Source organism: Stappia sp. MMSF_3263, from assembly GCF_030733745.1.
Taxonomy (GTDB): Bacteria; Pseudomonadota; Alphaproteobacteria; order Rhizobiales; family Stappiaceae; genus Stappia.
In genome coordinates this window covers 148,983-172,365 of record NZ_JASHIK010000003.1, presented here as the reverse complement: position 1 = coordinate 172,365, position 23,383 = coordinate 148,983, and the positions used below count along the sequence as shown (strand labels likewise).

At 66.1% G+C, this 23,383-nt stretch carries 23 protein-coding genes; 6 read left to right on the top strand and 17 right to left on the bottom strand.

Features of this window, described 5'->3' with window-relative positions; genetic code table 11:
- Positions 1-15 precede the first annotated feature (15 nt).
- From RBB46_RS05430 to RBB46_RS05420, 3 genes are all read right to left on the bottom strand, one after another.
- Entirely contained in the window at positions 16-1,002 is a 987-nt protein-coding gene (locus RBB46_RS05430; protein WP_306027880.1) for a WD40 repeat domain-containing protein, read from the bottom strand.
- Positions 1,003-1,007: 5 nt separating this feature from the next.
- Positions 1,008-2,069: a GTP-binding protein gene (locus RBB46_RS05425; protein WP_306027879.1), complete on the bottom strand. Its 1,062-nt coding sequence runs from the start codon at positions 2,067-2,069 to the stop codon at positions 1,008-1,010.
- Positions 2,070-2,225: 156 nt separating this feature from the next.
- Positions 2,226-2,681, bottom strand: a complete 456-nt coding sequence (locus tag RBB46_RS05420) for a methylated-DNA--[protein]-cysteine S-methyltransferase (RefSeq protein ID WP_306027878.1) — start codon at positions 2,679-2,681, stop codon at positions 2,226-2,228.
- A gap of 143 nt (positions 2,682-2,824) precedes the next feature.
- Between RBB46_RS05420 and RBB46_RS05415 the strand changes: the two genes are divergently transcribed.
- Complete coding sequence (locus RBB46_RS05415) at positions 2,825-4,003, top strand: pyridoxal phosphate-dependent aminotransferase (protein WP_306027877.1); 1,179 nt, start codon at positions 2,825-2,827, stop codon at positions 4,001-4,003.
- Between the two features lie 18 nt (positions 4,004-4,021).
- On the opposite strand, the gene RBB46_RS05410 is transcribed toward RBB46_RS05415, so the two are convergent.
- The 4 genes from RBB46_RS05410 to RBB46_RS05395 all read right to left on the bottom strand — a co-directional run bounded on the left by RBB46_RS05410 (position 4,022) and on the right by RBB46_RS05395 (position 7,869).
- Positions 4,022-4,462, bottom strand: coding sequence for a hypothetical protein (locus tag RBB46_RS05410; protein WP_306027876.1), 441 nt, complete (start codon positions 4,460-4,462; stop codon positions 4,022-4,024).
- Positions 4,463-4,686: 224 nt separating this feature from the next.
- The gene (locus tag RBB46_RS05405; RefSeq protein ID WP_306027875.1) at positions 4,687-5,652 is read right to left on the bottom strand and encodes a 2-hydroxyacid dehydrogenase; all 966 of its coding nucleotides are present in this window, start codon (positions 5,650-5,652) and stop codon (positions 4,687-4,689) included.
- Between the two features lie 48 nt (positions 5,653-5,700).
- Positions 5,701-6,828, bottom strand: a complete 1,128-nt coding sequence (locus RBB46_RS05400; protein WP_306027874.1) for a LacI family DNA-binding transcriptional regulator — start codon at positions 6,826-6,828, stop codon at positions 5,701-5,703.
- Positions 6,829-6,924: 96 nt separating this feature from the next.
- Positions 6,925-7,869: a DMT family transporter gene (locus RBB46_RS05395; protein ID WP_306027873.1), complete on the bottom strand. Its 945-nt coding sequence runs from the start codon at positions 7,867-7,869 to the stop codon at positions 6,925-6,927.
- A 197-nt stretch (positions 7,870-8,066) separates the two neighbouring features.
- On the opposite strand from RBB46_RS05395, the gene chrA reads away from it, so the two are divergent.
- Complete coding sequence (chrA, locus tag RBB46_RS05390) at positions 8,067-9,410, top strand: chromate efflux transporter (RefSeq protein ID WP_306027872.1); 1,344 nt, start codon at positions 8,067-8,069, stop codon at positions 9,408-9,410.
- Positions 9,411-9,478: 68 nt separating this feature from the next.
- Here chrA and RBB46_RS05385 read toward each other — a convergent pair whose 3' ends face one another.
- The 8 genes from RBB46_RS05385 to RBB46_RS05350 all read right to left on the bottom strand — a co-directional run bounded on the left by RBB46_RS05385 (position 9,479) and on the right by RBB46_RS05350 (position 16,910).
- Positions 9,479-9,949: a MarR family winged helix-turn-helix transcriptional regulator gene (locus RBB46_RS05385; protein WP_306027871.1), complete on the bottom strand. Its 471-nt coding sequence runs from the start codon at positions 9,947-9,949 to the stop codon at positions 9,479-9,481.
- A gap of 196 nt (positions 9,950-10,145) precedes the next feature.
- Positions 10,146-10,733: an NAD(P)H-dependent oxidoreductase gene (locus RBB46_RS05380; RefSeq protein ID WP_306027870.1), complete on the bottom strand. Its 588-nt coding sequence runs from the start codon at positions 10,731-10,733 to the stop codon at positions 10,146-10,148.
- A complete protein-coding gene (locus RBB46_RS05375) occupies positions 10,733-11,314 on the bottom strand; it encodes an NAD(P)H-dependent oxidoreductase (protein ID WP_306027869.1) in 582 nt (193 codons plus the stop codon). Before RBB46_RS05375 ends, RBB46_RS05380 begins: the two co-directional genes overlap by 1 nt.
- Positions 11,315-11,322: 8 nt before the next feature.
- Positions 11,323-12,723, bottom strand: a complete 1,401-nt coding sequence (locus RBB46_RS05370; protein WP_306027868.1) for an FAD-binding oxidoreductase — start codon at positions 12,721-12,723, stop codon at positions 11,323-11,325.
- A 2-nt stretch (positions 12,724-12,725) separates the two neighbouring features.
- Complete coding sequence (locus RBB46_RS05365) at positions 12,726-14,045, bottom strand: cytosine deaminase (RefSeq protein ID WP_306027867.1); 1,320 nt, start codon at positions 14,043-14,045, stop codon at positions 12,726-12,728.
- A gap of 4 nt (positions 14,046-14,049) precedes the next feature.
- Complete coding sequence (locus tag RBB46_RS05360; RefSeq protein ID WP_306027866.1) at positions 14,050-14,928, bottom strand: ABC transporter permease; 879 nt, start codon at positions 14,926-14,928, stop codon at positions 14,050-14,052.
- A gap of 76 nt (positions 14,929-15,004) precedes the next feature.
- The gene (locus RBB46_RS05355; RefSeq protein ID WP_306027865.1) at positions 15,005-15,823 is read right to left on the bottom strand and encodes an ABC transporter ATP-binding protein; all 819 of its coding nucleotides are present in this window, start codon (positions 15,821-15,823) and stop codon (positions 15,005-15,007) included.
- 61 nt (positions 15,824-15,884) lie between these two features.
- Positions 15,885-16,910, bottom strand: a complete 1,026-nt coding sequence (locus RBB46_RS05350; protein ID WP_306027864.1) for an ABC transporter substrate-binding protein — start codon at positions 16,908-16,910, stop codon at positions 15,885-15,887.
- 470 nt (positions 16,911-17,380) lie between these two features.
- On the opposite strand from RBB46_RS05350, the gene RBB46_RS05345 reads away from it, so the two are divergent.
- Positions 17,381-17,767, top strand: a complete 387-nt coding sequence (locus RBB46_RS05345; protein WP_306027863.1) for a RidA family protein — start codon at positions 17,381-17,383, stop codon at positions 17,765-17,767.
- Positions 17,768-17,974: 207 nt separating this feature from the next.
- Complete coding sequence (locus RBB46_RS05340; RefSeq protein WP_306027862.1) at positions 17,975-19,318, top strand: 8-oxoguanine deaminase; 1,344 nt, start codon at positions 17,975-17,977, stop codon at positions 19,316-19,318.
- 10 nt (positions 19,319-19,328) lie between these two features.
- On the opposite strand, the gene RBB46_RS05335 is transcribed toward RBB46_RS05340, so the two are convergent.
- Complete coding sequence (locus RBB46_RS05335; protein ID WP_306027861.1) at positions 19,329-20,201, bottom strand: putative metalloprotease CJM1_0395 family protein; 873 nt, start codon at positions 20,199-20,201, stop codon at positions 19,329-19,331.
- Between the two features lie 177 nt (positions 20,202-20,378).
- Here RBB46_RS05335 and RBB46_RS05330 point away from each other — a divergent pair, with 177 nt between their 5' ends.
- Positions 20,379-21,182, top strand: coding sequence for a creatininase family protein (locus tag RBB46_RS05330; protein WP_306027860.1), 804 nt, complete (start codon positions 20,379-20,381; stop codon positions 21,180-21,182).
- Between the two features lie 10 nt (positions 21,183-21,192).
- Here RBB46_RS05330 and RBB46_RS05325 read toward each other — a convergent pair whose 3' ends face one another.
- Entirely contained in the window at positions 21,193-21,540 is a 348-nt protein-coding gene (locus tag RBB46_RS05325) for an ArsC family reductase (protein ID WP_306027859.1), read from the bottom strand.
- Between the two features lie 155 nt (positions 21,541-21,695).
- On the opposite strand from RBB46_RS05325, the gene RBB46_RS05320 reads away from it, so the two are divergent.
- Positions 21,696-23,372, top strand: a complete 1,677-nt coding sequence (locus RBB46_RS05320) for an adenylate/guanylate cyclase domain-containing protein (RefSeq protein WP_306027858.1) — start codon at positions 21,696-21,698, stop codon at positions 23,370-23,372.
- The last annotated feature ends 11 nt before the right edge of the window (positions 23,373-23,383 follow it).

The window sequence follows — 23,383 nt, the reverse complement described above, 5'->3', positions numbered from 1 at the left end:
TGGCGAACCTTCCTGTTACCCGGATCCGTCGAGGGAGATTATCCCGGCCTCGCCGGCACTTGTCCCGAATGCCAGGCGGAACCCGGCCTGGTCCCACGCGAGCGCGCTGATCTCCCCCTCGCCCGGTCGTCGCAACAGCACTTCCCGATTGTCGGAAAAGCGGACCGCCAGCACCATGCCGTCCTGGTAGCCGATCGCGACAACCTCTTCTTCCGGATGGCAGGCCACATGGGTGACAAGCTGGTCCGAGCGCGCGCCGAGCTGCAACGGCTGCTGACCCATCGGTCCCGTCTTGCCGAAAAACGGCCAGAGGATCGCCGCGTTGGCGCCCGATGTCGCCAGATAGCGCCCCTTCGCCGACCAGCTCACCGACTTCACCTTGCCCGGGTAACCGGTCATGCGCATGTCCTGCCCGTCGGCAAGCCGCCAGCCATGCAGCGCGTTTTCCTGCATGCATGTCACCAGATACTTGCCGTCCGGCGAGAACACGACGCCCTTGTGCGCACCCTTCCAGGCAAGCTCCTGGGCCTGGGCGGCGGCATTGACGAATTGCAACGTGGCGCCGTCGTAGCGGGCGACCGCCAGCCGCAGGCCCTTGGGCGCGAAGGCCAGGCCGCCAACGGCCCGGTCCTGCGAGAAATCGCGGATCTCGCCAGAGGCCAGCCGTACCTGCGCGATGCGGCCCGCGCCCAAGGCGACGCTGCCCTGCGGACCGGCGGCGAGCAGGTCGATCCACTTGCGCGGCAGCTCCGCCAGGGTCTCGTGCGATCCGTCCGCCGACATCCGCCGCACGGTACCATCGTCCCCGCCGGTGATGAGCGCATCCCCCTCCAGCGACCGGCAGGCGGCGAGCAGGCCGCCCTCGTGCAGGGTGATCCGGCGTTCGCCGGCATCCGTGAGCATGACGACAAGGCCGTCGCCGACGGCAAAGACAGGCTGCTCGCCAAGAAACGTGGTCGCGACGACATATCCGCCGGGATCGAGAGGAGCGACACTGACCATTGCCGTCAGGCCTCGCAGGCCTTGAAAGCCGTCTGGATGGCGTCGAAGTCGAGCTCGCGGCCGATCACCACCAGCCGGCTGACACGCGCCTCGCCCTCCTTCCAGTCGCGCTGGTGATCGCCTTCGACGATCATGTGCACGCCCTGCACCACATAACGCTGGGGATCGTCCTGGAACGCCATGATGCCCTTCAGGCGGAGAATGTTGGGACCCTGGGTCTGGGTCATGTCGCCGATCCAGCGGAAGAACACTTGCGGATCGAGCTCGCCGGCCGTCATCGACACGCTCTTCACCGAATGCGTCCCCTCGTCGTGATGATGGTGGCCGTGCCCGTGATGGTGGTCATGGCCGTGATCATGATCGTGATGGTCGTGATCGCAATCGGGGCCGCATTCGTGGCTGTGCTCGGCCTCCTGAAGGAAATGCGGATCGAGCGACAGGATCCGGTCAAGATCGAAAGCACCCCGGTTGAGGACGCTGTCGAGCGGCACGGCGCAGCGCTCGCTCCGATGCAGCACCGCGTAAGGGTTGATCGCCTGGATCCGGGCTTCCACCGCCTTCAGTTCCTCGGCGGTGACAAGATCGGTCTTGTTGAGCAGGATCACGTCGGCAAAGGCGATCTGGTCTTCCGCCTCGGACGTGTCGGCCAGCCGGGCAAGCACATGCCGGCAGTCGACCACGGCGACGACCGCATCGAGCTTCGCCTTGGCCCGCACGTCCTCGTCCATGAAGAAGGTCTGCGCGACAGGAGCCGGATCGGCAACACCGGTCGTCTCGACAACGATCGCGTCGAACGAACCTTTCCGCTTCATCAGGTTCTCCACCGTGCGGATCAGGTCGCCGCGCACGGTGCAGCAGATGCAGCCGTTGTTCATCTCGAAGATTTCCTCGTCGGATTCCACGAGAAGGTCGTTGTCGATGCCGATCTCGCCGAACTCGTTGACGATGACGGCATAGCGGGTGCCGTGATTCTCGCTGAGGATCCGGTTGAGAAGCGTCGTCTTGCCGGCGCCGAGATAGCCGGTCAGCACGGTGACGGGGATCTTGCTGTCCTGGGAGAGGGTCATGGGTCTTGCCTGGGTTCGCGTCCGCGCGGGCCGGCGGTGCACCGATCGGGTCGATGCCGGCGGCCTTTGCCGGAGGATATGGGGTGTCGTTGCCTTGGGACTACCGAAATTTCGTGGTCTTGGCAAAAGCCGTGCTCCGGATGACCGTCGCGGGCGTCACAGCAGGAACGGAAAGCCGCCCTCGTGCTTCAGAAGCGCGATCTTCGTGTCGAGGCCGCCCGCACCGGAATAGCCGCCGAGACCGGTTGCCGAGAGAACCCGGTGGCAGGGAATGATCAGCGGTATCGGATTGGCCCCGCAGGCCTGCCCCACCGGCTGGCCATAGGTGGAAAGCCGCTCGGCGATCTCGCCATAGCTGCGCGTGCTGCCATAGGGGATCGCCAGCATCTCGCGGTGCACCGATTGCTGGAATGTGTTTCCCGCCGGAGCCAATGGCAGGTCGAAGTCCCGCAATGTCCCGTCGAAATAGGCCCCGATCTGACGAAGCGCCTCCTCCAGCAGCGGCGTCGGGCTTTCCTCCCGCGCCCGGCCCCAGGTCAGCCGCACGATCGCCCCCTCGTGCTCCTCGACCTCGAGCGTGCCGACCGGCGTCTCGATATGCATGGCGGCCATGACTTCTCCTCCAGATGCCCCGGCAAAGGACGGTGCACGGCCGGCGACCGGCTTTCGCAATCCGCTCCGTCCGGCTAAAACAACGGCAACGCGCAGCCCCTCGACACTCACGGCGGCGGCGCTGGCGAGACCGGGAGAAACCATTGCTGAAAACGATCGAGGGCTTCAACAGGATCGGCGAGGAAAATGCCTTCGCCGTCCTCGCCCGTGCCACCGCGCTCGCCGCACAGGGACGCGATATCATCAATCTGGGCATCGGGCAGCCCGATTTCCGCACGCCTGAACACGTGGTCGAGGCGGCCGTGAAGGCGCTGCAGGACGGTCATCACGGCTACACGCCGGCGACCGGCATCCTTCCCTTGCGCGAAGGCGTCGCCGCCGACATCGACCGACGCCGTGGAGCATCGGTCAATCCGGACAATGTGGTGGTCGTGCCCGGCGGCAAGGTCACCATGTTCATGGCGATCCTGATGTTCGGTGAGCCTGGCGCCGAGATCCTCTATCCGAACCCCGGTTTCCCGATCTACCGCTCGATGATCGAGTTCACCGGGGCAACGCCCGTGCCCGTGCCGATCCGCGAGGAAAACGATTTCGCCTTTTCGGCCGAGGAAACCCTCTCCCTGCTGACGCCGCGCACGCGCCTCGTCATTCTCAACTCGCCCGCCAACCCGACCGGCGGCGTCACCCCGCGCGCCGAGATCGAGAAGCTCGTCGCAGGGCTGGAGACGCGCCCCGACATCGCCATCCTGTCCGACGAGATCTACGGGCAGATGACCTATGACGGCGCCGTGCATTGCTCGCTGCTGGAATTCGAGGCGATCCGCGACCGGCTGATCCTGCTCGATGGCTGGTCGAAGACCTATGCCATGACCGGCTGGCGGATGGGCTATGCGGTCTGGCCGGACCAGCTCATCGACAAGGCCCGAAAGCTCGCCGTCAACTGCTGGTCCTGCGTCAACGCGCCGGCGCAGTTCGCCGGTCTCGCCGCGCTCGAGGGGCCGCAGGACGCGGTCGCGGCCATGATGGTGGAGTTCGACAAGCGCCGGAAGCTGGTGGTCGAGGGGCTGAACGCCTTGCCCGGCGTGTCGGCGCGCACGCCGATGGGCGCCTTCTACGCATTCCCCAATATTTCCGGTACGGGCTGGAAGGCGAAACCGCTTGCCTCCGCTCTGCTCGAGGAGGCAGGCGTCGCCGTTATCGGCGGGCCGGACTTCGGCATCCTGGGCGAGGGATATATCCGCCTGTCCTATGCCAACTCGGCGGACAACATCGCGCTTGCGCTGCAGCGCATGGGCGAGTTCCTGTCGCAGCCGCGCGGCTAGTTGCCTGCTCCCGTCGTGTCAGCGAGCGCCGGGAATGAGGCTCGAGAGCTCGACCGGCGCTTCCGGCATCAGGACGAGGAAAACGCCGGCGGGCGCGATGGAGGACAACCCTTCGCGCTCGCCCACATCGAAGGCCGCGATCAGGGCGCCATCCGGGGCGACCAGTTCCATGCCGCCCTGCGGAAGGGTGCGCCAGGAAAGGGAGGCCATGCCGGAGGCCAGGTCGGCGCCGCAGGACGTCACCTCGGCGCGGAAGAGGCCGGCCGGCGCCGCGCCTCCCACCTGTTCGGCATGCAGATAGAGCGCGCAACTGGCGCCGGACACCTCGTCCGCCAGGCGCCAGGGCCCGGCAAGCCCATGCTCCACCGTCTCCGCGCCGACCAATCCCGTGCCGAAGAAAACCAGTGAGAAGAGCGCGGCACTGAGAAGAGCGCCAAGGCGGCTGAGAGAACGGCCCATGACAAAGGCTCCGCTGCTTGCGCGGGATCCGGCCGGATGGTTCCGCTGGCCGGTATCTGGCGCGACATCAGGCGGATCGCGAGTCGGCAGCCTGCCGCCCGCCATCCTGCGGTCGTTGCCGGAAGGGTCTCACGGGCGATTGCATTGCAACCGGCCCCTGTCTGTCGCCTGTCCTGCAACTCTCGCAGAATGACGCCAATGCATTAACGCTTCGTTAAGCTTGTTTAACCGCGCTTGACGAACGGCGTCTCGGCAACCGGCGTCAGCGGCTTGCCTTCGCGGAACCACGACAGGAGATTGTCGACGACAAGCCGGCCCATCCCGTCGCGGGTATGACGCGAGGCCGATCCCACATGCGGCAGCAGCGTCACCCGGTCCATGTCGATCAGGGCCTGGGGCACGCGCGGCTCGTCCTCGAACACGTCGAGACCGGCGGACAGAATGGTGCCATCCTGCAGCGCCGTGATCAGCGCCGCCTCGTCGATCACCGTGCCGCGCCCGACATTGATCACGATCCCCTCCGGGCCCAGCGCCTTGAGGACCTGCGCATTGACGATGCCGCGCGTTTCCGCGCCGCCCGGCGCCACGACCATCAGCGTGTCGCAGGCCCGCGCCAGGCCTTCCAGGCTGTCGTGATAAGTGTAGGCGACGCCCTGCTGGCGCGACCGGCCGTGATAGTGGATCTCCAGCCCGAACGCCTCGGCGCGCGCCGCGATCGCCTTGCCGATCCGGCCAAGCCCCAGGATGCCGAGTTTGCGACCGCGCAAGGTGGCGCGTGTCAGCGGATAGGGGCCGCCCGTCCAGCGGCCGGCGCGCAGGTAGCGCTCCGCCGCGCCAAACTCGCGTGCCGTCATCAGCAACAGCCCGAGCGCGGTGTCCGCGACTTCCTCGGTCAGCACGTCGGGCGTGTTGGTCACGCACACACCCTTCTCGGCACAGTAGCGCGCGTCAACGGAATCGTAGCCGACGCCGAAATTGGCGACGATCTCCAGAGCCGGCAGCCTGTCGACGAGCTCCGCATTGACCGGAACATGCGCACCGCCCGCCACCGCACGAACCCTGGCGCACAGCTCCGGATCGAGCGATGCCACATCGGCGGCGGCAACCTTGTGAACGGTGAAGTCCGCGTCAAGACTGGTCTCGACGATCGGCAGCATCCGCCCGAGCATGAGGATTTCGGCCAAGGCCATGAATGTCTCCCTGAATGTGATTGTGTTGACGGAAGGAAAGCAGGCCTTTCAGCCCCTGGATTGACCGCCCGGTGGCGGAGAACTCTCGCGAATGTTGAGGCGCGGCGTGATCAGGCGGCGCTCGTCGCCAACCGCCTCGCCGCCGATCTGTCGCAGGATCAGCCCGGCCGCCTCGCGCCCGATCTGATCCGGACTGTTCCACACCGAGGTCAGCGCCGGCGACCCGCCAACCGCGCCATCCGTGTCATCATAACCGCCGATCGCCATGCCCGCACCCGGCTCGACGCCGGCCCGTCGCAGCCCGGACACCAATCCCTGGGCGATCAGGTCGTTGAAGCCGAAGATGGCGGTCGGCGCCGCTCCGGAGGCCAGCAGGCCCGGCACCGCGTCACGGCCGTCGACCTGGGTCATCAATTCGGGAATGTCGGTCTGCGCCTCGGGATCTATCCCGGCCTCGACCAGCGCCTGACGCCAGCCGAGATTGCGATCGCGCCCGGCCGAGCTGCGACGACGACCGCCGATCATCGCGATCCGCTCGTGGCCACGCTCGATGAAATGCCCGGTCAGCATCCTCCCACCGGCTATGTCGTCCCCACGCACCACCGGAGCTCGCGCCTCTTCCACGTCGCGGCAGATCAGCGTTACCGGGATGCCGGTCGCGACCAGCTCGTTGATCTCCTCGGGCCGGGTATCGACCGAGGCGCACAGGACGAGGCCGTCGATGCGATGCTGCAGCAGGCTGTCGATGAAGCCGCGTTGCCGCGTCACGTCGTCCCGGTGATTGCAGATCAGGACAACCTGCTCCTCCCGGCCGAGTTCGTCCTCCAGCGCGCGAAATACCTCGGCGAAATACGGGTTGAGAATATCGTGGACCGCAACGCCCACCATGTTGGAGCGGGCCGTCCTGAGAGCGGCAGCGGACCGGTTGTAGATGTAGCCGACGCCGCGCGCATGCGCCTTGATCCGCTCGCGCGTCTCGCTCGCCACCAGCGGCGAATTGCGCAGCGCCAGCGAGACGGTCGCCGTCGACACGTTGAGTTCCGCCGCCATGTCGCCAAGCGTGATACGGCGCGGACCGGTGCGGTGCGCGGAACGCCCCGTATCCCCGGACGTCGCACCGTCGTCGCGATCCTTCGGATCCCTCGCGTCGCCGCTGGCAGGTGGTGTTTCGCTCAAGACGTGCATCCCGATATTGGGTCTTTGGAAAGATCCCCGATGCGGGGCGGTCGCACAAGAGCCCGCGCGGCCCTGTCCTCCCATCCCGGAGGGGCCTTAGCTGCCCACGCTGCCGCCCGCGGCATCCGCGGCCGCCTCGCCGCGCGAGATCTTGCGCTCCCGGTAGAGGATGTAGAGGCCGGAGCCGACGACGATCGAGGCTCCGACGAGGGTGAACACGCCCGGCACATCGTTGAAGACGAGATAGCCGAGCCCCGTCATCCAGATGATCTGGGTATACATGAAGGGTGCCAGCACCGGTGCCGGCGCCAGGACATGCGCCCGGATCAGCGCGAAATGGCCGATGCCGCCCCAGGCGCCGGTCGACAGCAACAGGACCCAGGTCCAGGTGTCCGCGGGCGGAACCCAGGCGGAGATGCCGAATGGCGTGATCGCGGTCGCCGCGACGGCTGCGGAAATCAGCAGCATGCCGATCGGCGATTCGGTCTGCGCCAGCATGCGCGTCGTCAGTGCGTAGAGCGCGTAGCTCAGCATCGAGCAGACCGACAGGATCGCCGCCCAGTGCATCTCGCCAAGTCCGGGCCGCGTCACCACGAGAACTCCGATGAACCCGACGATGATCGCCATCCAGCGCCGCAGGCCTGCCCACTCGTTGAGCAACGGACCGGCCAGCGCCGTCACCACGAAGGGGGCGGCGAACATGATCGAGACGGTTTCCGCCAGCTGCATGTGGCGCACGGCAAAGAAATTGAAGACGGTGGAGCCGAGCAGGCATAGCGCCCGGAAGATCTGCAGACCCCAGCGCCGGCTTTTCAGCACATGGGGCATGCGCCAGAGACGGAACAGCACCACCGCATAGACCACGTGGGTGACGAAGCGCATCCACACGATCTGCTCCGCCGGCAACGACTGGCCGAGATACTTGGCCGTCGTATCAAGTCCGGAAAAACACAGGAACGCGAAGGAAATGAGGGCAATACCGACGAAGCGCTCGGGGATAAGGCCTTTGCGGGCCGTGCCCGCCTGCTGCGTGGAACTCAACGGTGTCTACCCCAATCGTCATCCGGCGGACGCTGTCTGGTCGACACACCCGATCGCATCCCGACCTGCGGCCGAGCATTTGTCCTACATATAGAATGGTCGGGCGAAAGTCGCGATTTGTCATGCAGCGGAATCGCAGACCCGCTATGCGCTACGCTCAACCCGGGCATACCGCCCGCGCAAGGAAGAACGTGCCGATGGTCAGACGACCGAGCGACGACATCCGCGACGAACGAGCCTGGCTGGCGCGGCGCTCGCTGGCAATCGGTCTTGCCTCCTTCGGCGGGCCCGCGGCCCAGATCGCGCTGATACACAAGGAGTTCGTCGCCGAGGGAAAGAAGGTCGGCGAGGACCGTTTTCTCAACGCGCTCAACTACTGCATGCTGTTGCCGGGCCCGGAGGCGCAACAGCTCGCCACCTATTGCGGGTGGATGGTGGGAGGTGTTCGCGGCGGCCTTGTCGCCGGGCTGCTCTTCATCCTGCCCGGCGCCCTCGCCATGCTGGCGCTGTCGTTTCTCTATGTCGGCTTCGGCTCCAGCCCCGTCGTGGAAAGCCTGTTCTACGGCATCAAGGCCGCCGTGCTCGCGATCGTCGTACAGGCGCTTGCGCGCCTGGGCACCCGTGCCCTGGCAACGCCGCTGGCCTGGACCGTCGCCGGCCTCTCGTTCCTGGCGCTGTTCCTGTTCAAGCTTCCCTTTCCCCTCGTCGTGATCGCCGCGGCGCTTGCCGGTGTCGCGCTTGCCCCCGCGCCCGCACCGCCCGCGCCCGCACCGCCAACGGCAAGTACACCACACATGCCGCACACCGCGCGGGCGCCTGCCCGCCCCTCGCTTCTGGCGGGGCTTGCGGTCGGCCTGTGCCTGTGGGGGCTGCCGGTCGGCACTGCCGTCCTGTTGCTTTCCCCGCAGCATGTCCTCGTCGAGATCGCCGGATTCTTCTCGACGATGGCGCTGGTCAGTTTCGGAGGGGCCTACGCGCTGCTCAGCTACATGGCGCAGGTCGCCGTCGAGGCGCGGGGATGGCTGACGCCCGGGGAAATGCTCGACGGTCTCGGTCTTGCCGAGACGACCCCCGGTCCGCTCATCCTGGTAACCCAGTTCGTCGGCTTCCTCGGCGGTTACCGGGATCCGGCGCCGCTCTCCCCCGCCTTTGGCGGGCTGCTTGCGGCGATGATGACGACCTGGGTCACTTTCGCGCCGAGCTTCCTCTTCATCCTGCTCGGTGCGCCTTTCGTCGAGCGCATCCGGACGGTGGCCTGGCTGTCGCGCGCGCTCACGGCGGTCACCGCCGCGGTCGTCGGCACGATCCTCAACCTGTCCGTCTGGTTCGCGCTGAACGTGCTGTTTTCGGATGTGGCAGAGTTCGAATGGGGAGCGCTTTCCATGCCCCTGCCGGATGTCGCGAGCTTCGACCCGCTGGTCCTTGGGCTGGCCGCACTGGCCGCGTTTCTTCTCTTCAGGCTGAGGCGGGGAGTTGCGGAAATCGTTGTCGTCTGCGGCCTTGCGGGCCTCGGCCTGCACCTGGCGGGCATGGCCGGCTGACACCCTGGCGACACGCCGCAACCGCTCCTGCCCGCAGGTGCAAGGGCCGGTTGCCGCCAGTCGGCCTCTCAGTCGGCCTCGTCAGGCTCCAGGTCGAGATCGTCGACCGTGCGCGAACCGAGGTTCTTCTCGACCTGGCGCAGCAGCTTGCGCAGCTTCTTGCGGTCCTTGTCGTCGAGCCCGGCAAGCGCTTCCCGCTCCAGCCGCTTCCACGTCTTGTCGACCGTTTCCACGAGGGCACGGCCTTCGTCGGTGAGAAACACCCTGGCGAGGCGGCCATCGGTTTCCGATGTCGCGCGCCGCAGGAATCCCTGCGCCGACAGGCGCGTCACCATCTTGGTCACCGTCGGCGGTTGCACCGACAGCGTCGCGGCCAGCTTGCTCATCGTCTGGCCGTCTTCCTCGGCCAGAACCTTGAGAACGGATTCCTGACCCGGATGGAGACCGATCCGGGAAAGGTGGGTGCCTGCGCGCGAACGATGGGCCTTGGCGGTCTGCGCCAGGCGAAACGTCACGCTCTTTTTGTGATTGAACGCCATGTCCCGCCTTCTAACGCCGGCAAATGAAAGCTTGATGACACCGAACGAACCTGATGAAAATTCCATAAGCCGGTTCGCGGCATACCTACCCGGCACATTCAATAATGTGCCGGGATCGGCTGAATATCAAAGCGGATTCGCTCCTCTGGGAAAAACCGGCAGAGTGGGCACCGAGCGGCGCGGCTTGCAAGACGGCTTACCAACCGGCGAGAAACCGTTTCACTTTGCCAAGGTAGCGCGCCCGGCTCTGCGGCGTGGAACTGTCCATGTTGTAATGCGCAAGATAGCGAGCCCGGCATCGCGGCAGGCACAGCGCCCGGATGCCGCGCAGGATCGTGCGGCGGCCCGGCTCTCCCATCATCTTCGACACGAACCAGGACGCGCCGCAGGTGGTGATCACCGCGATCCTGCCGATATGCTGCATGCGCGGCCGCATCCCCGATGTCTGGGTCGGAATGTCGAAGGTCACATGCGGGATCCAGACCCGGTCGAGATAGCCCTTCAGCATGGCCGGAAGCCCGAACCACCAGGTCGGATAGACGAAGAGCAGCGCCTCCGCCCACAGGATGTCGTCGACATGCGGGGCAACCGGATTGCGGTTGCAGTCCGGGTCGGCATAGCAGCGCCATTCCGCCTCACCCATCACGGGATCGAAGCCCTGCGCGTGAAGGTCGGTCACCCGCAGTTCGTGCCCGCCGGCGGTCAGCGTCTCGATGGCGGTGTCGCGCAGGGCGGCGGCGAAACTCTCCGCCGACGGATGGCAATAGACGAGCAGTATGCGCATCAAAGTCTCTTCAGTTCGTCTCCCACCCGGGCGAGGAATGCCGCCCGGCCAGCCGCATCCTTGCGGTTCATGTCATAGAGCGCCAGATAGGACAGCCGCCCCGTGCGCGCGATCAACGCGCGCAAGACGCGGCATATCAGCTTGCGCGGCGGATCGCCGACCAGAAAGGCGCGAAACCGGCTGCCGCCATAAGTCGTGATGGCCACCAGACGGCGAACGTGCCGCAGATTGGGAACCACCTTGCCGTCCTTCATCCGGAACGAGACGCCCGGCAGGAAGACCCGGTCGAAATAGCCCTTCAGGATCGCCGGGAAGCCGAAGTTCCAGACCGGATAGACAAGCACGATCGCCTCGGCCCTGAGCAATTGTGCGACATAGTCCTCGACCGGCCCGCGATTCGTTTCAAGGTCGTGATAGGCGATGCGCTCCTCGCAGGTCAGCACCGGGTTGAAGCCCCGGCGATAGAGATCGCACTCCTCGACGCTGTGGCCGGCTGCAACCAGTGCCCGCAGGGCCTCCGCCTTCAAGGCGGCCGAAAAGCTCTCCTCCACCGGATGCGCATGGATCAGGAGCACCCGCATGGCAAGACCTAACGCCCCAGGCCTGGGAAGAGATAGGTCTGTTCCGAGGCGAAATCGAAATCCGGGTTCTCCCAGGCGATCATCTTGCCGGGATTGAGAAGGCCCTTGGGATCCGCCTCGCGCTTGAAGGCAAGCTGCACCGCGTCTGTCTGCTTCATGCCGCCTTCCTCCAGCGTGTAACGGTGCGGATTGAAGATCGGACAGCCCATGTCCTCGTGGATGCGGATGATCTCGTTCAGCCGCTCCTCGCTCGTGTAGCGCACGATGGGCAGGCCGAAGCAGGTGATCTTGCCGTCGAAACGCACGAATTCCAGATGTCCCGGCACCTCGTCGCCGAACAGTTCGGCCAGCCGGGATGCCTTCTGGACATGGTCGGGGAACGGATAAAGGACCTGGAGATAGGTGATGCTCGGATCGACCCTGAGGCCGCGCAAGGTCGTGTGGTTCCAGGTCAGTTCATAGACCGGCGGCAGCCCCTTGCTCTCCTCCGCGGTGGCGGTGTCCGAGCGGTAGACGATGGCGGCCTCGTCGTGCCGGCCGGTGAAGGCGGCGAAGGCATCCATCGCGAAAGGCGCCACCATCACCGCGCAGACCGACTGGTCGGCGCGCACGAACTTGCGATGCCTCAGGAAATAGTCGTGCGGCAGGGGCGCGCCGATCGGCGCGATCTCCTTGGTCAGGATGCCGTCCTGGTTGGCCAGCGCATCGGCGTATTGTGCGGCTCCGGCGAAATCGGAAAACGACACCAGCACGTCGACCCAGTCATAGGCCGCCGTCAGCGGAACCGTCACCTCGGTGATGATGCCGTTGGTGCCATAGGCATGGCTGACCTTGTGCAATTCGGCCCCGGCGAGCGTCAGCACGCGCGGTTCGGCCTCCATCGTCACCACCTTCAGCTCGATGATGTTGCCGAAGTCGCGCAGGCCGCCCCAGTTGATCGAGCCGACGCCGCCGGACCCTCCGGCGACGAAGCCGCCGATCGTCGCCGTGCGATAGGTCGAGGGATGCATCCTCAACTCCTGGCCCGAGGGGCGCACCGCATCATCGATCGCGGACATGATCGCACCGGCCTGCGCCCGCACGAAGCCCGCGCCGATCTCGATCACTCCGTTCATCTCGGCCAGGTTGAGTACCACGCCGCCGGACAGGGGCATCGCCTGGCCGTAATTGCCCGTCCCCGCCCCGCGCGTCGTCACCGGAATGTCCAGATCATGGCAGGCGGCGAGCACGCGAATGACATCCGCCTCGCTTTTCGCGTTGACCACGATATCCGCGGTGACGTCCTCGAGCTGGCGCTTCAGCACCGGCGAGTACCAGAAGAAGTCGCGGCTCTTCTGCCGGACGATCTGCGGATTGTCCTCGATCGCCAATCCCTCCAGGGCGGCTTTAAGCGCGGCGATATCGTACATGATCAAGGCTCCATCAGGTCGTCGAGTTCACGATAGTCCGGCAGGTTTCGCCCAATCTCCTGCCCGGCGCGCAACACCCGCCTCGGTCCGGATGGCCGGGCGCACAGCTCGTTCCAGTTGCGGGTGCGAAACAGGACAAGGTCGGCAGGCAGGCCGGCGTCGATACGCCCTCGCATCGGGTCGCCGAGCATTTGCGCCGGTGTCACGGTGACGGTGCGGATCCAGTCGCCGACCGGATGGTCGAGATGCAGGATGCGCACCGCCTGGGTGAACACCTCGACCATGTCGAGGTCGCCATAGGCGTAGAAGGGGTCGCGGGTGTTGTCGGAGGCAACCGCGACCGGGATGCCGCGCCCGCGCATTTCGTGCAGCAGGGTGACACCGCGCCATCGCGGTGTTCGCCCGGCCTGGCGGTCCATCAGGTACATGTTGCAAAGCGGCAGCGATACCACGCCGATGCCGGCCCTGGCGACGAGGTCGAGCGTGCGGTCCACCTCCTCCGCGTCCTGCAGTGCGAGCGAACAGCAATGGCCGCAGACGATCCTGCCCTTGAAACGGTTGCGCAAGGCCGCTTCCGCGATCAGACGCAACGATCGGGCCTGAGGATCGGCGGTCTCGTCGACATGGAAATCGAGATCGAGCCCGCGGCGGGATGCCGCCTGGAACAGCGCATCGAGGCTGCTCTCGAGCCCCTCGATCATGTAGGTGACGGCACCCAGCGTGCCGCCGGCATCGCGCACGATATCGGCGATATGATCGAGAAATCCCGGCTGCAGCAGGCTTTCCACGCCATAGAGCGCCGAGGCCTGTATCTCGATCCTATCCGCCCAGTCGCGGCGCACCTCCTGAAAGACCGGCCAGCTGATCGCCTCTTGCGGGGGGATGCTGTCCAGATGTGTCCGCACCATCGCCGTGCCGTGCGCATGGGCGGTGCGCAGGGCGAAATCCATGCGTCGGCGCAGGTCCTGCGCCGACCAGCGCGCCGGGCGGTCCTCCGAGACCGCCGTCAGGGCGCCGGGAAAGGTTCCGTCGGGATTGGGCTTGCGCGGCCAGATATGCCCCTTGTCGAGATGGGTGTGCATGTCGACGAAGGCCGGCAGGACAAGCCCGCCGTCGAGATCGATGGCTGGCAGGTCGTCGCGTCCGACGAGCAACCCGCACGGCGCGACGGAAGCGATTTCGCCGCGCTCGATCAGCAGGTCCGCGCGCCCGAGCCCGTCGCCCATGTGGTTGATCGTGCCCGACGTGACGGCGCTCGGCACCGTCGCATTGGCCAGCACATAGCCGCTTTCCGGAAGGTCGAGCCGGGCTGCATCGCTCATTTCGTCATGTATCCCGCTTGATGGCGCTCTCGTGCCAGTGACGCAGCATCAGGTGCGAAAGGATGCTGAGACTGGCGAAGATGATGATGCCGGTGGCCGAGATCAGCAGGATCGCGGCGAACATGCGCGGGATGTTCAACCGGTAGCTCGCCTCCAGGATCTTGAAGGCGAGGCCCGAACCGAGCCCGCCGGTTCCGGCGACGAATTCGGCGACGATGGCACCGATCAGCGACAGGCCGCCGGCGATCTTCAGGCCGCCGAGAAAGTAGGGCAGCGCCGCCGGCAGACGAAGGTAGCGCAGGGTCTGCCAGCGGCTGGCGCCGTAGAGCTGGAACAGGTTGCGCAGGTTGTGGTCGGCCGAGTTCAGCCCCAGCGTCGTGTTCGACAGGATCGGGAAGAACGCCACGATCCAGGCGCAGATCAGCAGGCCCACGATCTTGGAGGGAACGTAGATGAAGATCAGCGGCGCGATCACGATCACCGGCGTCACCTGCAGAATGACCGCATAGGGGAAGAACGACATCTCCACCCATTTCGACTGGGCGAAGAGGACCGCAAGTCCGACACCGCCGACCGTGGCGATGATCAGCGCGCCGAGCGTGATCTGCAGCGTGATCAAAAGGGCTGGCCACAGTGTCGACCAGTCCTTGACCAGCGCATCGACCACCCGGTCCGGCCCGGGCAGGATGTAGTGGGGAACGTTGTAGGCATCCACATACCACTGCCAGAGACCGACAGTCCCCAGCATCACGAGTACCGGCAGCAGCCACCGCGCGACACGGTCGATCCGCGCGCGGCGCGCCTTGCGCGCTTCCGCCGGGTCGATCGGCGGCGTGTCGTCGGCCTGGTCCAGCCGTTGGGACATATCCGTGTTGGCCGTCATGCGGTCGGTCCTGTCTGTCTCTGGAAGGGATGGTGGCGTGCTGTGCGAACCCGGGCGGGGACACCGCCCGGACCGCTCAATGTTGCCCGTCATCGCCCCCCATCGCCGCCTGCAGCGCGTCCGATGCCTGGCGGCAATGGTCGGAATAGGCGTGCGAGGTGCGGAAGGTTTCGTCGCGGGGATAAGGTGCATTGACAGCAAGATCGGCGACCACCCGCCCGGGACGTGCCGCCATCACCACGATCCGGTTCGAGAGGTAAACGCTCTCGAACACCGAATGGGTGACGAAGATGACGGTCCAGCCGAACTCCTCCCACAGCCGCAACAAATCGTTGTTGAGGCGGAAACGGGTGATCTCGTCGAGCGCGGCAAAGGGCTCGTCCATCAACAGCAGCTTCGGCTTGGTCACCAGCGCCCGGGCGATGGAGACGCGCATCTTCATGCCCCCGGAAAGCTCCCGCGGGTAGCTGTCGGCAAAGCCTTCGAGACCGACCATCTCCAGCGCTTCCATGACCCGCCCGCGCGCCTGCCCGGCGCTTTCGCCCTTGAGCTTCAGCGGAAGATGGACATTGGCGAAGACCGTCGCCCACGGCATCAGGGTCGGCTCCTGGAAGACGAAACTGATCTCGTGATCCCGTGAGCCGGGGCGTTCGTTCGGCCAGACCAGCCGCCCGCCGCTCGCGCCCGAAAGCCCGGCGATGATTCTCAGCGCCGTGGACTTGCCGCAACCCGACGGGCCAAGCAGGCTGACGAACTCGCCCTGCCCGATATCGAGCGTCATGTCCTTGAGCGCAACGGTTGCGTTGGAGAAGGTTTTCGTGACCCGCTGCAAGGACACGATGGGTGTTCGCGGGGAGCTTTCGCTCCCCGCGAGACTGGAGCCGTCCGCGATCACCCGCGAGCTCCCCTGTCTTCCTGCCGTGCCGGCCGGTTCGCAAACATCTGGGTCAACAGCCTCAGTTCCCTGTCAGCTTCTTCTTCAGGTCGAGCCCGACGCCCTTGTTGACGAATTCGAGCGTGTAGGTCGCCTTGAGGTCGAGACCTTCCTCGATGACGCCCGCCTTGACCATCTTCTCGTAGAAGTCCGTCATGCGCTCGTCGGTCATGGCGCCGATGCCAAGCGTTTCGGTATCGCCGGAATCGACGATGCCGAACTCCTTCATCTTCTCGATGGAGAAGGCGATCTGCTCGGCGGTCATCTCCGGATTGTCCTTGATGATCATCTCGTTGGCGGCGGAGTTGTCGCCGTAAAGATAATTGGTCCAGCCAATGGCCGATCCCTCGACGAAGCACTTCACCACCTCGGGCCGGTTGGCGACCGTGTCGGCCATCGTCTCGACGGTGGTCGCGTAGGTGCTGAAGCCGTAGTCGGCAATCAGGAAGATGTCCGGCTTGAAACCGCCCTCTCGTTCGACCGCATAGGGCTCGGAGGTGACGTAGCCCTGCTGGCCCGCGGTCGGATCGGCGAGGAAGGGAGCCGGATTGAACGTGTAGGGGCGGCGCTGCTCGACGGTGAACCCGTATTCCGAGATCATCCACTGGTAGTAGGAGGCAAAGCCGTTGTCGCCGATCAGCAGCGGCGCCGCGCCGGCCAGGCTTTCGAAGCTCTCGTACTTGCCCGGATGGGTGATGATGACCTGCGGCTCCTTCTGGAAATCCGCGGCCACCACGACGATCGGAATGCCCTCACGCTGCGCATAAAAGGCCTGCAGCATGTTACCGCCCATCAGGAAATCGATCTTGCCGGCGAGCATCAGCGCCCGGTTGTTGACCTGGGGTCCGCCGGAGACGATGGAAAGATCGAGACCGCAGGCGGCATAGGTGCCGTCCGCGACCGCCTGATAGTAGCCGCCGTGCTCGGCCTGGGCGAGCCAGTTGGTGCCGAAGGTCACTTTTTCCTGCGCCGCGGCGCCAAGGCCCGAAACGGCAAGCGCCGCCAGGGCCGCGCCCGCCAGCAGGGCATTCTTTGAAACTGTCCGCATGATGCTGTTCGCCTCCAGAAATGATGCAATTGCGTGCCGGCTTTTCTTCCAGACCGATCATTCCGTCCCGATTGGCGGCATGCCGTTGCCCCCGCGTGAGAACCACGCGGCATTGTTCACCTGCCCGGCACCCTGAAGAAAGCCATCAACTCCCACACAGCAATCGATATGCCAAAAGGGATGCCGGTACAGTCAGAACTGACAATTCGCCATCCCCGCTCGCTGTTTCTTTCGCATCCGCGCGATCAACAATGGCAAACGCCGCAGCGCGCCCCGCCGACCCCGGTTACGTGACAGGCTTGACGAACAGTACCCCAGGTTGCCCGCACAAAAAAGCGGCATCGAAACAACATCTAACGCCCGCTAAATGATCAGCGCGGCTCCTCCGGCGGATTCCCAAAACGCCGGCGGTCTCCTAGGGTCGGGACAGCAAGTCGCCGCGACGGCAAATGAACGATCAGGGAAACATCATGACCAAGGCACTCACCCCCGGCAGCATCGCACCGCCCTTTGCCCGCTACAGCCACGCGGTCGAAATCCCGGCCGGACACCGCCTCGTCGTCTGCTCGGGCCAGCTCGGCATTGATTCGCAAGGCGACGTTCCTTCCGACGTCGAGGGCCAGACGCGCCTTTGCTTCGCCAACATCGCCGCGATCCTGACCGAAGCCGGCATGGATCTTTCGGACATCGTGCGCATCAACGCCTTCGTCACCGGCCGCGAGCACCTGCCCGGTTACATGAAGACACGGGACGAATTCACCGGCTCGCCGCCGCCGGCCTCGACCCTGATGATCGTCTCCGGCTTCGCCCGCCCGGAATTCGTGGTCGAGATCGAGGTCATCGCCAGCGCCCCCTGACAGGGTGGAGCACGCAACTCCCGCATTGCCGCGATCTTTCCCGGTCTGCTAGATTCCCTGCATCCCGACATCGGGCTGTCCGGTCTTGCCGCCGGCCGCCCGCGCTCGGGGATCATGCTTGGACCCCACTTCCCTGTGCGGAACTCGGGCGGCCATGACAGCCGCTATCAAAGCCTGCAGGTCGAGCCGACAACAGGACGCACATTCATGCGCATGTGGATCAAGAACCCGCTCGCAATCCTTGCGGAAAACGCCGGCGGCGGCATCGTCGTCGAGGACGGACGGATCGCCGAATGCATTCCCTCCGGCGGCGCGCCGTCGCGGCCGGTGAATGAGACCCTCGACGCCTCGCGCGAGGTCGTCATTCCCGGCCTCATCAACACCCACCATCACTTTTTCCAGACCCTGACGCGCGCCCATCCGAGCGCCATCAACAAGGAGCTGTTTCCCTGGCTCCAGGCGCTCTATCCGATCTGGGCGAGAAACGTCACGCCGGAAACCTTCCGGATGGGCACCCGGCTGGCCCTGACGGAACTGCTGATGTCGGGCTGCACGGCGGCGGCGGATCATCATTATCTGTTTCCCGCCGGTCTCGAGAACGCCATCGACATCCAGGTGGAGGAAGCGACCCGCCTCGGCATCCGCATGACGGTCACCCGCGGTTCCATGAACCTCAGCCAGAAGGACGGCGGCCTGCCGCCCGACACCGTCGTCCAGGACGAGGACACGATCCTGGCCGACTGCGAGCGGGTGCTCTCGCGCTACCACGACACGTCCGAAGGGGCGATGATCCAGGTGGCGCTCGCTCCTTGCGCGCCCTTCACTGTCACCAAGCGGCTGATGCGCGAGAGCGTCGCGCTGGCCGAGCGCTTCGACTGCCGCCTGCACACCCATCTCGGCGAGACCATCGACGAGGACGACTACTGCCTGCACCATTTCCAGTGCCGGCCGGTCGACTATCTGGAGGAATGCGGCTGGCTCAACGAGCGCGTCTGGCTCGCCCACGGCATTCATTTCAACGACGACGAGATACGCCGCCTTGGCCATGCCTGCGTCGGCGTCTGCCACTGCCCGACCTCCAACATGACGCTGGCCTCGGGCCAGTGCCGAACCAAGGAGCTGGAGGCAGCAGGCTGTCCGGTCGGGCTCGGTGTCGACGGCTCGGCCTCGAACGACAACTCCAACCTGATGGAGAGCCTGCGGCACGCGCTGATGATCAACCGGCTCACCTATGACGCGGCGTCCGTCACCCATTTCGACACCTATCGCTGGGCGACGGAGGGTTCGGCACGCTGCCTCGGACGCAAGGACCTCGGCGCCATCGCGCCGGGCAAGCAGGCGGACCTGGCCTTCTACACGCTCGACGAGCTGCGCTTTTCCGGATCCGGCGACCCGCTCGCCGCCCTGGTGCTGTGCGGGGCCCATGCCGCCTCGCGCGTGATGGTCGGGGGCGAGTGGAAAGTGACCGACGGCCTGCCGGTCAACATGGATGTCGAAAAGCTGCGCGCCGAACACGGCGCCGCCGCCAAACGCTTCCTGGAAGCGCTTTAGCGCGCATCCCTCAGGCGATACGCCCGCCGTTCGCCGCACTCGTGACCAGGCCCGCCGTTGCGGCCTCGGATACCCGGTAGGCGGCAACGGCGGCCCCCGCCTGTCGGCGCGCCTCGGCCGCTTGAGTGTCCCGGGCATCGTCGCCGCGCGCCGACGCCGGTTCCGCGTCGAGCCCAGTTGCGGGCGTGTCGCTCCCGCCTGTCTGTTCCTCGGCGCGCTGCTTTTGCAGCTCCGCCTGGGCCTCGCTGCGGGTCTGGCTCGCCTGCGCGGCCACCTGTCGGTCCTGCGGCGAGGGTTCGGCCGGTGCGAGGGCTGCGCGAATCACGACCTCCATCTTGCGGATGGTCTGCTCCGGTTCGCGCTCCGCGGAGGCATCGATCGGCACCTCGCCGGACACCGCATAGCGCTTGCCGTCCGGCCCGCGCGTATATTGGTAGCTCGGCGACCCGGCATAGGGCCCGCCGACGCTGGCATGCGCCTGCTCGTGCTGTTTGACTTCCGCGTCGCGCTTCTTGAGATCGCGAACCTGGGTTTCCTCTTCCGGGGAAAGGTCCTCGCCCTCGAGCGCGCCCGCCCCGCCGCCGTCCTCGTCGTCTTCGGAGGCCGGTTTCGCCGAAAGAGCGGACGTCGCGGTCGGATCGCGCTCGTCCTTTCGTGCCTGTGCGCTTGCATCGCCTGCCTGAAGGGCGGCGACCGCATCGCTTCGCAAGGTGGCGACCGCCGTGACCGCGCTGCCGCCCTCTCCGGCAAGCGCCGGGGATGGCGCACGCGTTCTTGCAGCCGCGCCCGCGCCGGATGCAACACCCGACGATGGCTCCGAGCGCGCCGCGCCTGTCGTGGCCGGCGCGAGGGCAAGGCCGGAAAAGTGAAGAGCCGCGAACATGACGCGATCTTCCGCAGGGGCAGGTAAGCGAAGGGTTAATCCGCCCGGCATCGGCGCTTCAGTTTTTTGTGAGGCAACCCGCGCCGCCGGCAATGACGCTGCCGGGTTCGCGCGCTATGGTTTGCCCACGACAATGCGGCTTGCCGCACCCCACCCCGTTTGCTTCAAGAGGCCGTCATGTCCAACCTTCCCCGCCGTTTCTGGCATGAGATGAGCGCCCACACATTCGCCGAGGCCGACACCTCGTCATGGATCGCGATTCTTCCGGTTGCCGCCATCGAGCAGCACGGGCCGCATCTGCCTGTCTTCACCGACACCTGCATCGCCGAAGGCCAGATTTCGCGCGTTCTGGAGCTCCTGCCGGAGGACCTGCCGGCAACCTTTCTTCCCGTGCAGGCCATCGGCAAGTCCAACGAGCATATCTCCTCGCCCGGCACACTGACCCTTTCCTGGGAGACGGTGACGCGCGCCTGGGAGGAGATCGGCGACAGCATCGCGCGCGCCGGGATACGCAAGCTCGTGCTTGTCACCTCGCATGGCGGCAACGTGCCGATCATCGACATCGTCGCGCGCGAATTGCGGGTGAAGCACGACATGCTGGTGACGGCCACGGGCTGGTCCCGCTTCGGCCAGCCGCACGGCATCTTCCCCGACAAGGAATTCACCTACGGCATCCATGGCGGCGACATAGAGACGTCGATCATGCTCTATCTGCGGCCAGACCTCGTCGACATGTCCAAGGCCACCGACTTCCGCTCCACCCAGCTCGACTTCATCCGCGAGTTCAAGCATCTGCGCGGGCACGGGCCGGCCCAGTTCGGCTGGAAGGCGCAGGATCTCAACCCGGCCGGCACGGTCGGCAACGCCGCCGCCGCGACGGCCGTCAAGGGCGAGGCCTCGCTCGATCACGCCGCGCGCGGTTTCGTCGACCTGCTCAAGGACATCCACGCCTTCGACATCGAACGGCTGTGGAAGCCGTAGGGCCGACCGCTCAGGGGAGCGTCGACCAGGAGGCCTCGTCGAAGCCGATCATCCAGCGGCCGTCCATCTCGATAATCGGCCGCTTGATGGCCGAGGGATTGGCCGCAAGCACGGCGATCGCCGAGGCGGCATCGATGACGCCGGCGCGCGTCGCCTCGTCGATCTTGCGCCACGTGGTGCCGCGCCGGTTGACGATCGGCTCCCAACCGAACGCATCGACAAACCGGGCCAGAAGCGCCGGATCGGCCCCTGCCTTCTTGTAGTCGTGGAAGACATAGCCGGTGCCGCGCTCGTCCAGGAAGCGCCGGGCCTTCTTCACCGTGTCGCAATTGGCTATACCGTAAAGGGTGGCGGTCATCTCGAAAAGCCTCCGGGTTGCGGGATCGGCCGGGCGATCCGGCTGGCGAAGATGAGCGACCCTCGCCTTGGCCGTCAAGACCGGGACCGGCCCCGCCGGCCGGAACACGCAAGGGGACGGAAGCGATGACCGGGCATTCAGGGAGGACCGGCAGGATGGACGGCGCAACGCTGCGCCAGCGCCTGCGTCTGGCAAGCGGCCTCGTGCTGCTGACTTTCGCCTTCACCCATTTTCTCAACCATGCGCTCGGCATCTGGTCGCTCGAAGCGATGGAGGCCGGGAGGATCGCCTTCCTGGCGGTCTGGCGCAGTCCCCCGGGCGAAGCGCTTCTGCTCGCAGCCCTGATCGTCCATGTCACGCTGGCACTGTGGAAAACCGCCCGCCGGCGCACCTTGCGCCTGTCGGCCTGGCAATGGGCGCAATTGCTTCTGGGCCTGTGCATTCCCTTCCTGCTGATCCCGCATGCGCTGGGAACGGGCGGTCTGGCCGCGCGCTTCGGCTACGAGGACAGCTATCGCAATGTCCTCACCATCCTGTGGCCAGGCCTGGTCTTCAACCAGACGCTCCTGATGCTGCTGGTGTGGAGCCACGGCATGATCGGCCTGCATTTCTGGCTCAGGGTGAAAGCCGGCTACCCGCGCTGGCGCCTGCTTGTGTTCGCGGTGGCACTGCTCGTTCCCCTGCTCGCCACCTGGGGCTGGACCGCCGCGGCCCAGCGCCTGCGCCTGACCGAAAACCCGCCCTTCCCCCTGACCCGCGAGATGACCGCCTGGTCCGATCCGCTGATCACCGCCTTGCAGCGCGGGTTCCTGCTGCTGCTTGCCCTCGTTGCCATCGTGCTTGTCGCCCGCGTCGTCATGCGCCGGTTCGCCAGAAACATCGAAATCGTCTATCCCGGCGACCGCATCCTGCGCGTCGCGCCCGGTCCCACGCTGCTCGAGATCAGCCGGATGAACGGCATCCCCCATGCCGATGTCTGTGGCGGCCGGGCCCGCTGCTCGACCTGCAGGACCCGGATCCTCGACGGCGCCCAGACCTTGCCCGAGGCCTCGGCCACCGAAGCCAGGGTCCTGTCGCGCATCGGTGCGGATGCCAATGTGCGCCTCGCCTGCCAGATCCGCCCGCAGGCGAACCTGCGTGTGCAGCCGCTCGTTCCCGCGCGCGGCGCGGCGCGTGTCGCCGGGGCCGCGGGCGATGCCTACCACTGGGGCGTGGAACAGCCTGCGGCCATTCTCTTCGTCGACCTGAGAAACTTCACCGGCCTGGCCGAAACCCGCCTGTCCTACGACGTCGTGTTCATCCTGAACCGCTATCTCGGCGAGACCGGACGCGCCATCGAGGCCTGTGGAGGATATGTGGACAAATTCATCGGCGACGGGGTGATGGCGATCTTCGGCATGAGCGACGGTATTCAGGCGGGCTGCCGCAACGCTCTGGCCGCCACCAATGCCATTGCCGAAAGCATCGCCCAGCTCAACGAAGAACTTGCCTCGCAGCTCGAGGCGCCTTTGCGCATCGGCATGGGGCTGCATGCCGGCCAGGTCATCCTCGGGCGTATCGGGGCTGTCAACGGCAACGGCGCCAGCGGCCGCATCACCGCGCTCGGCGACGTGGTCAACACCGCCAGCCGGCTGGAAGGCGCCTCGAAGGAGTTCGGCCGTGCGCTGGTCGTATCGCAGACGGTCATGCAGACGGCCGGCTATGCATGCGATGCGGCCGAGGAAACGGAGATCGCCATTCGCGGCCGGCAGGAGCCCTTGCGCGTTTTCGCGCTCGACCCGCCGCTCCGCCTGGTCGATACTCTGGGCAAGACACCTTCCCTTCCCGCCTGACACGGGTCCCA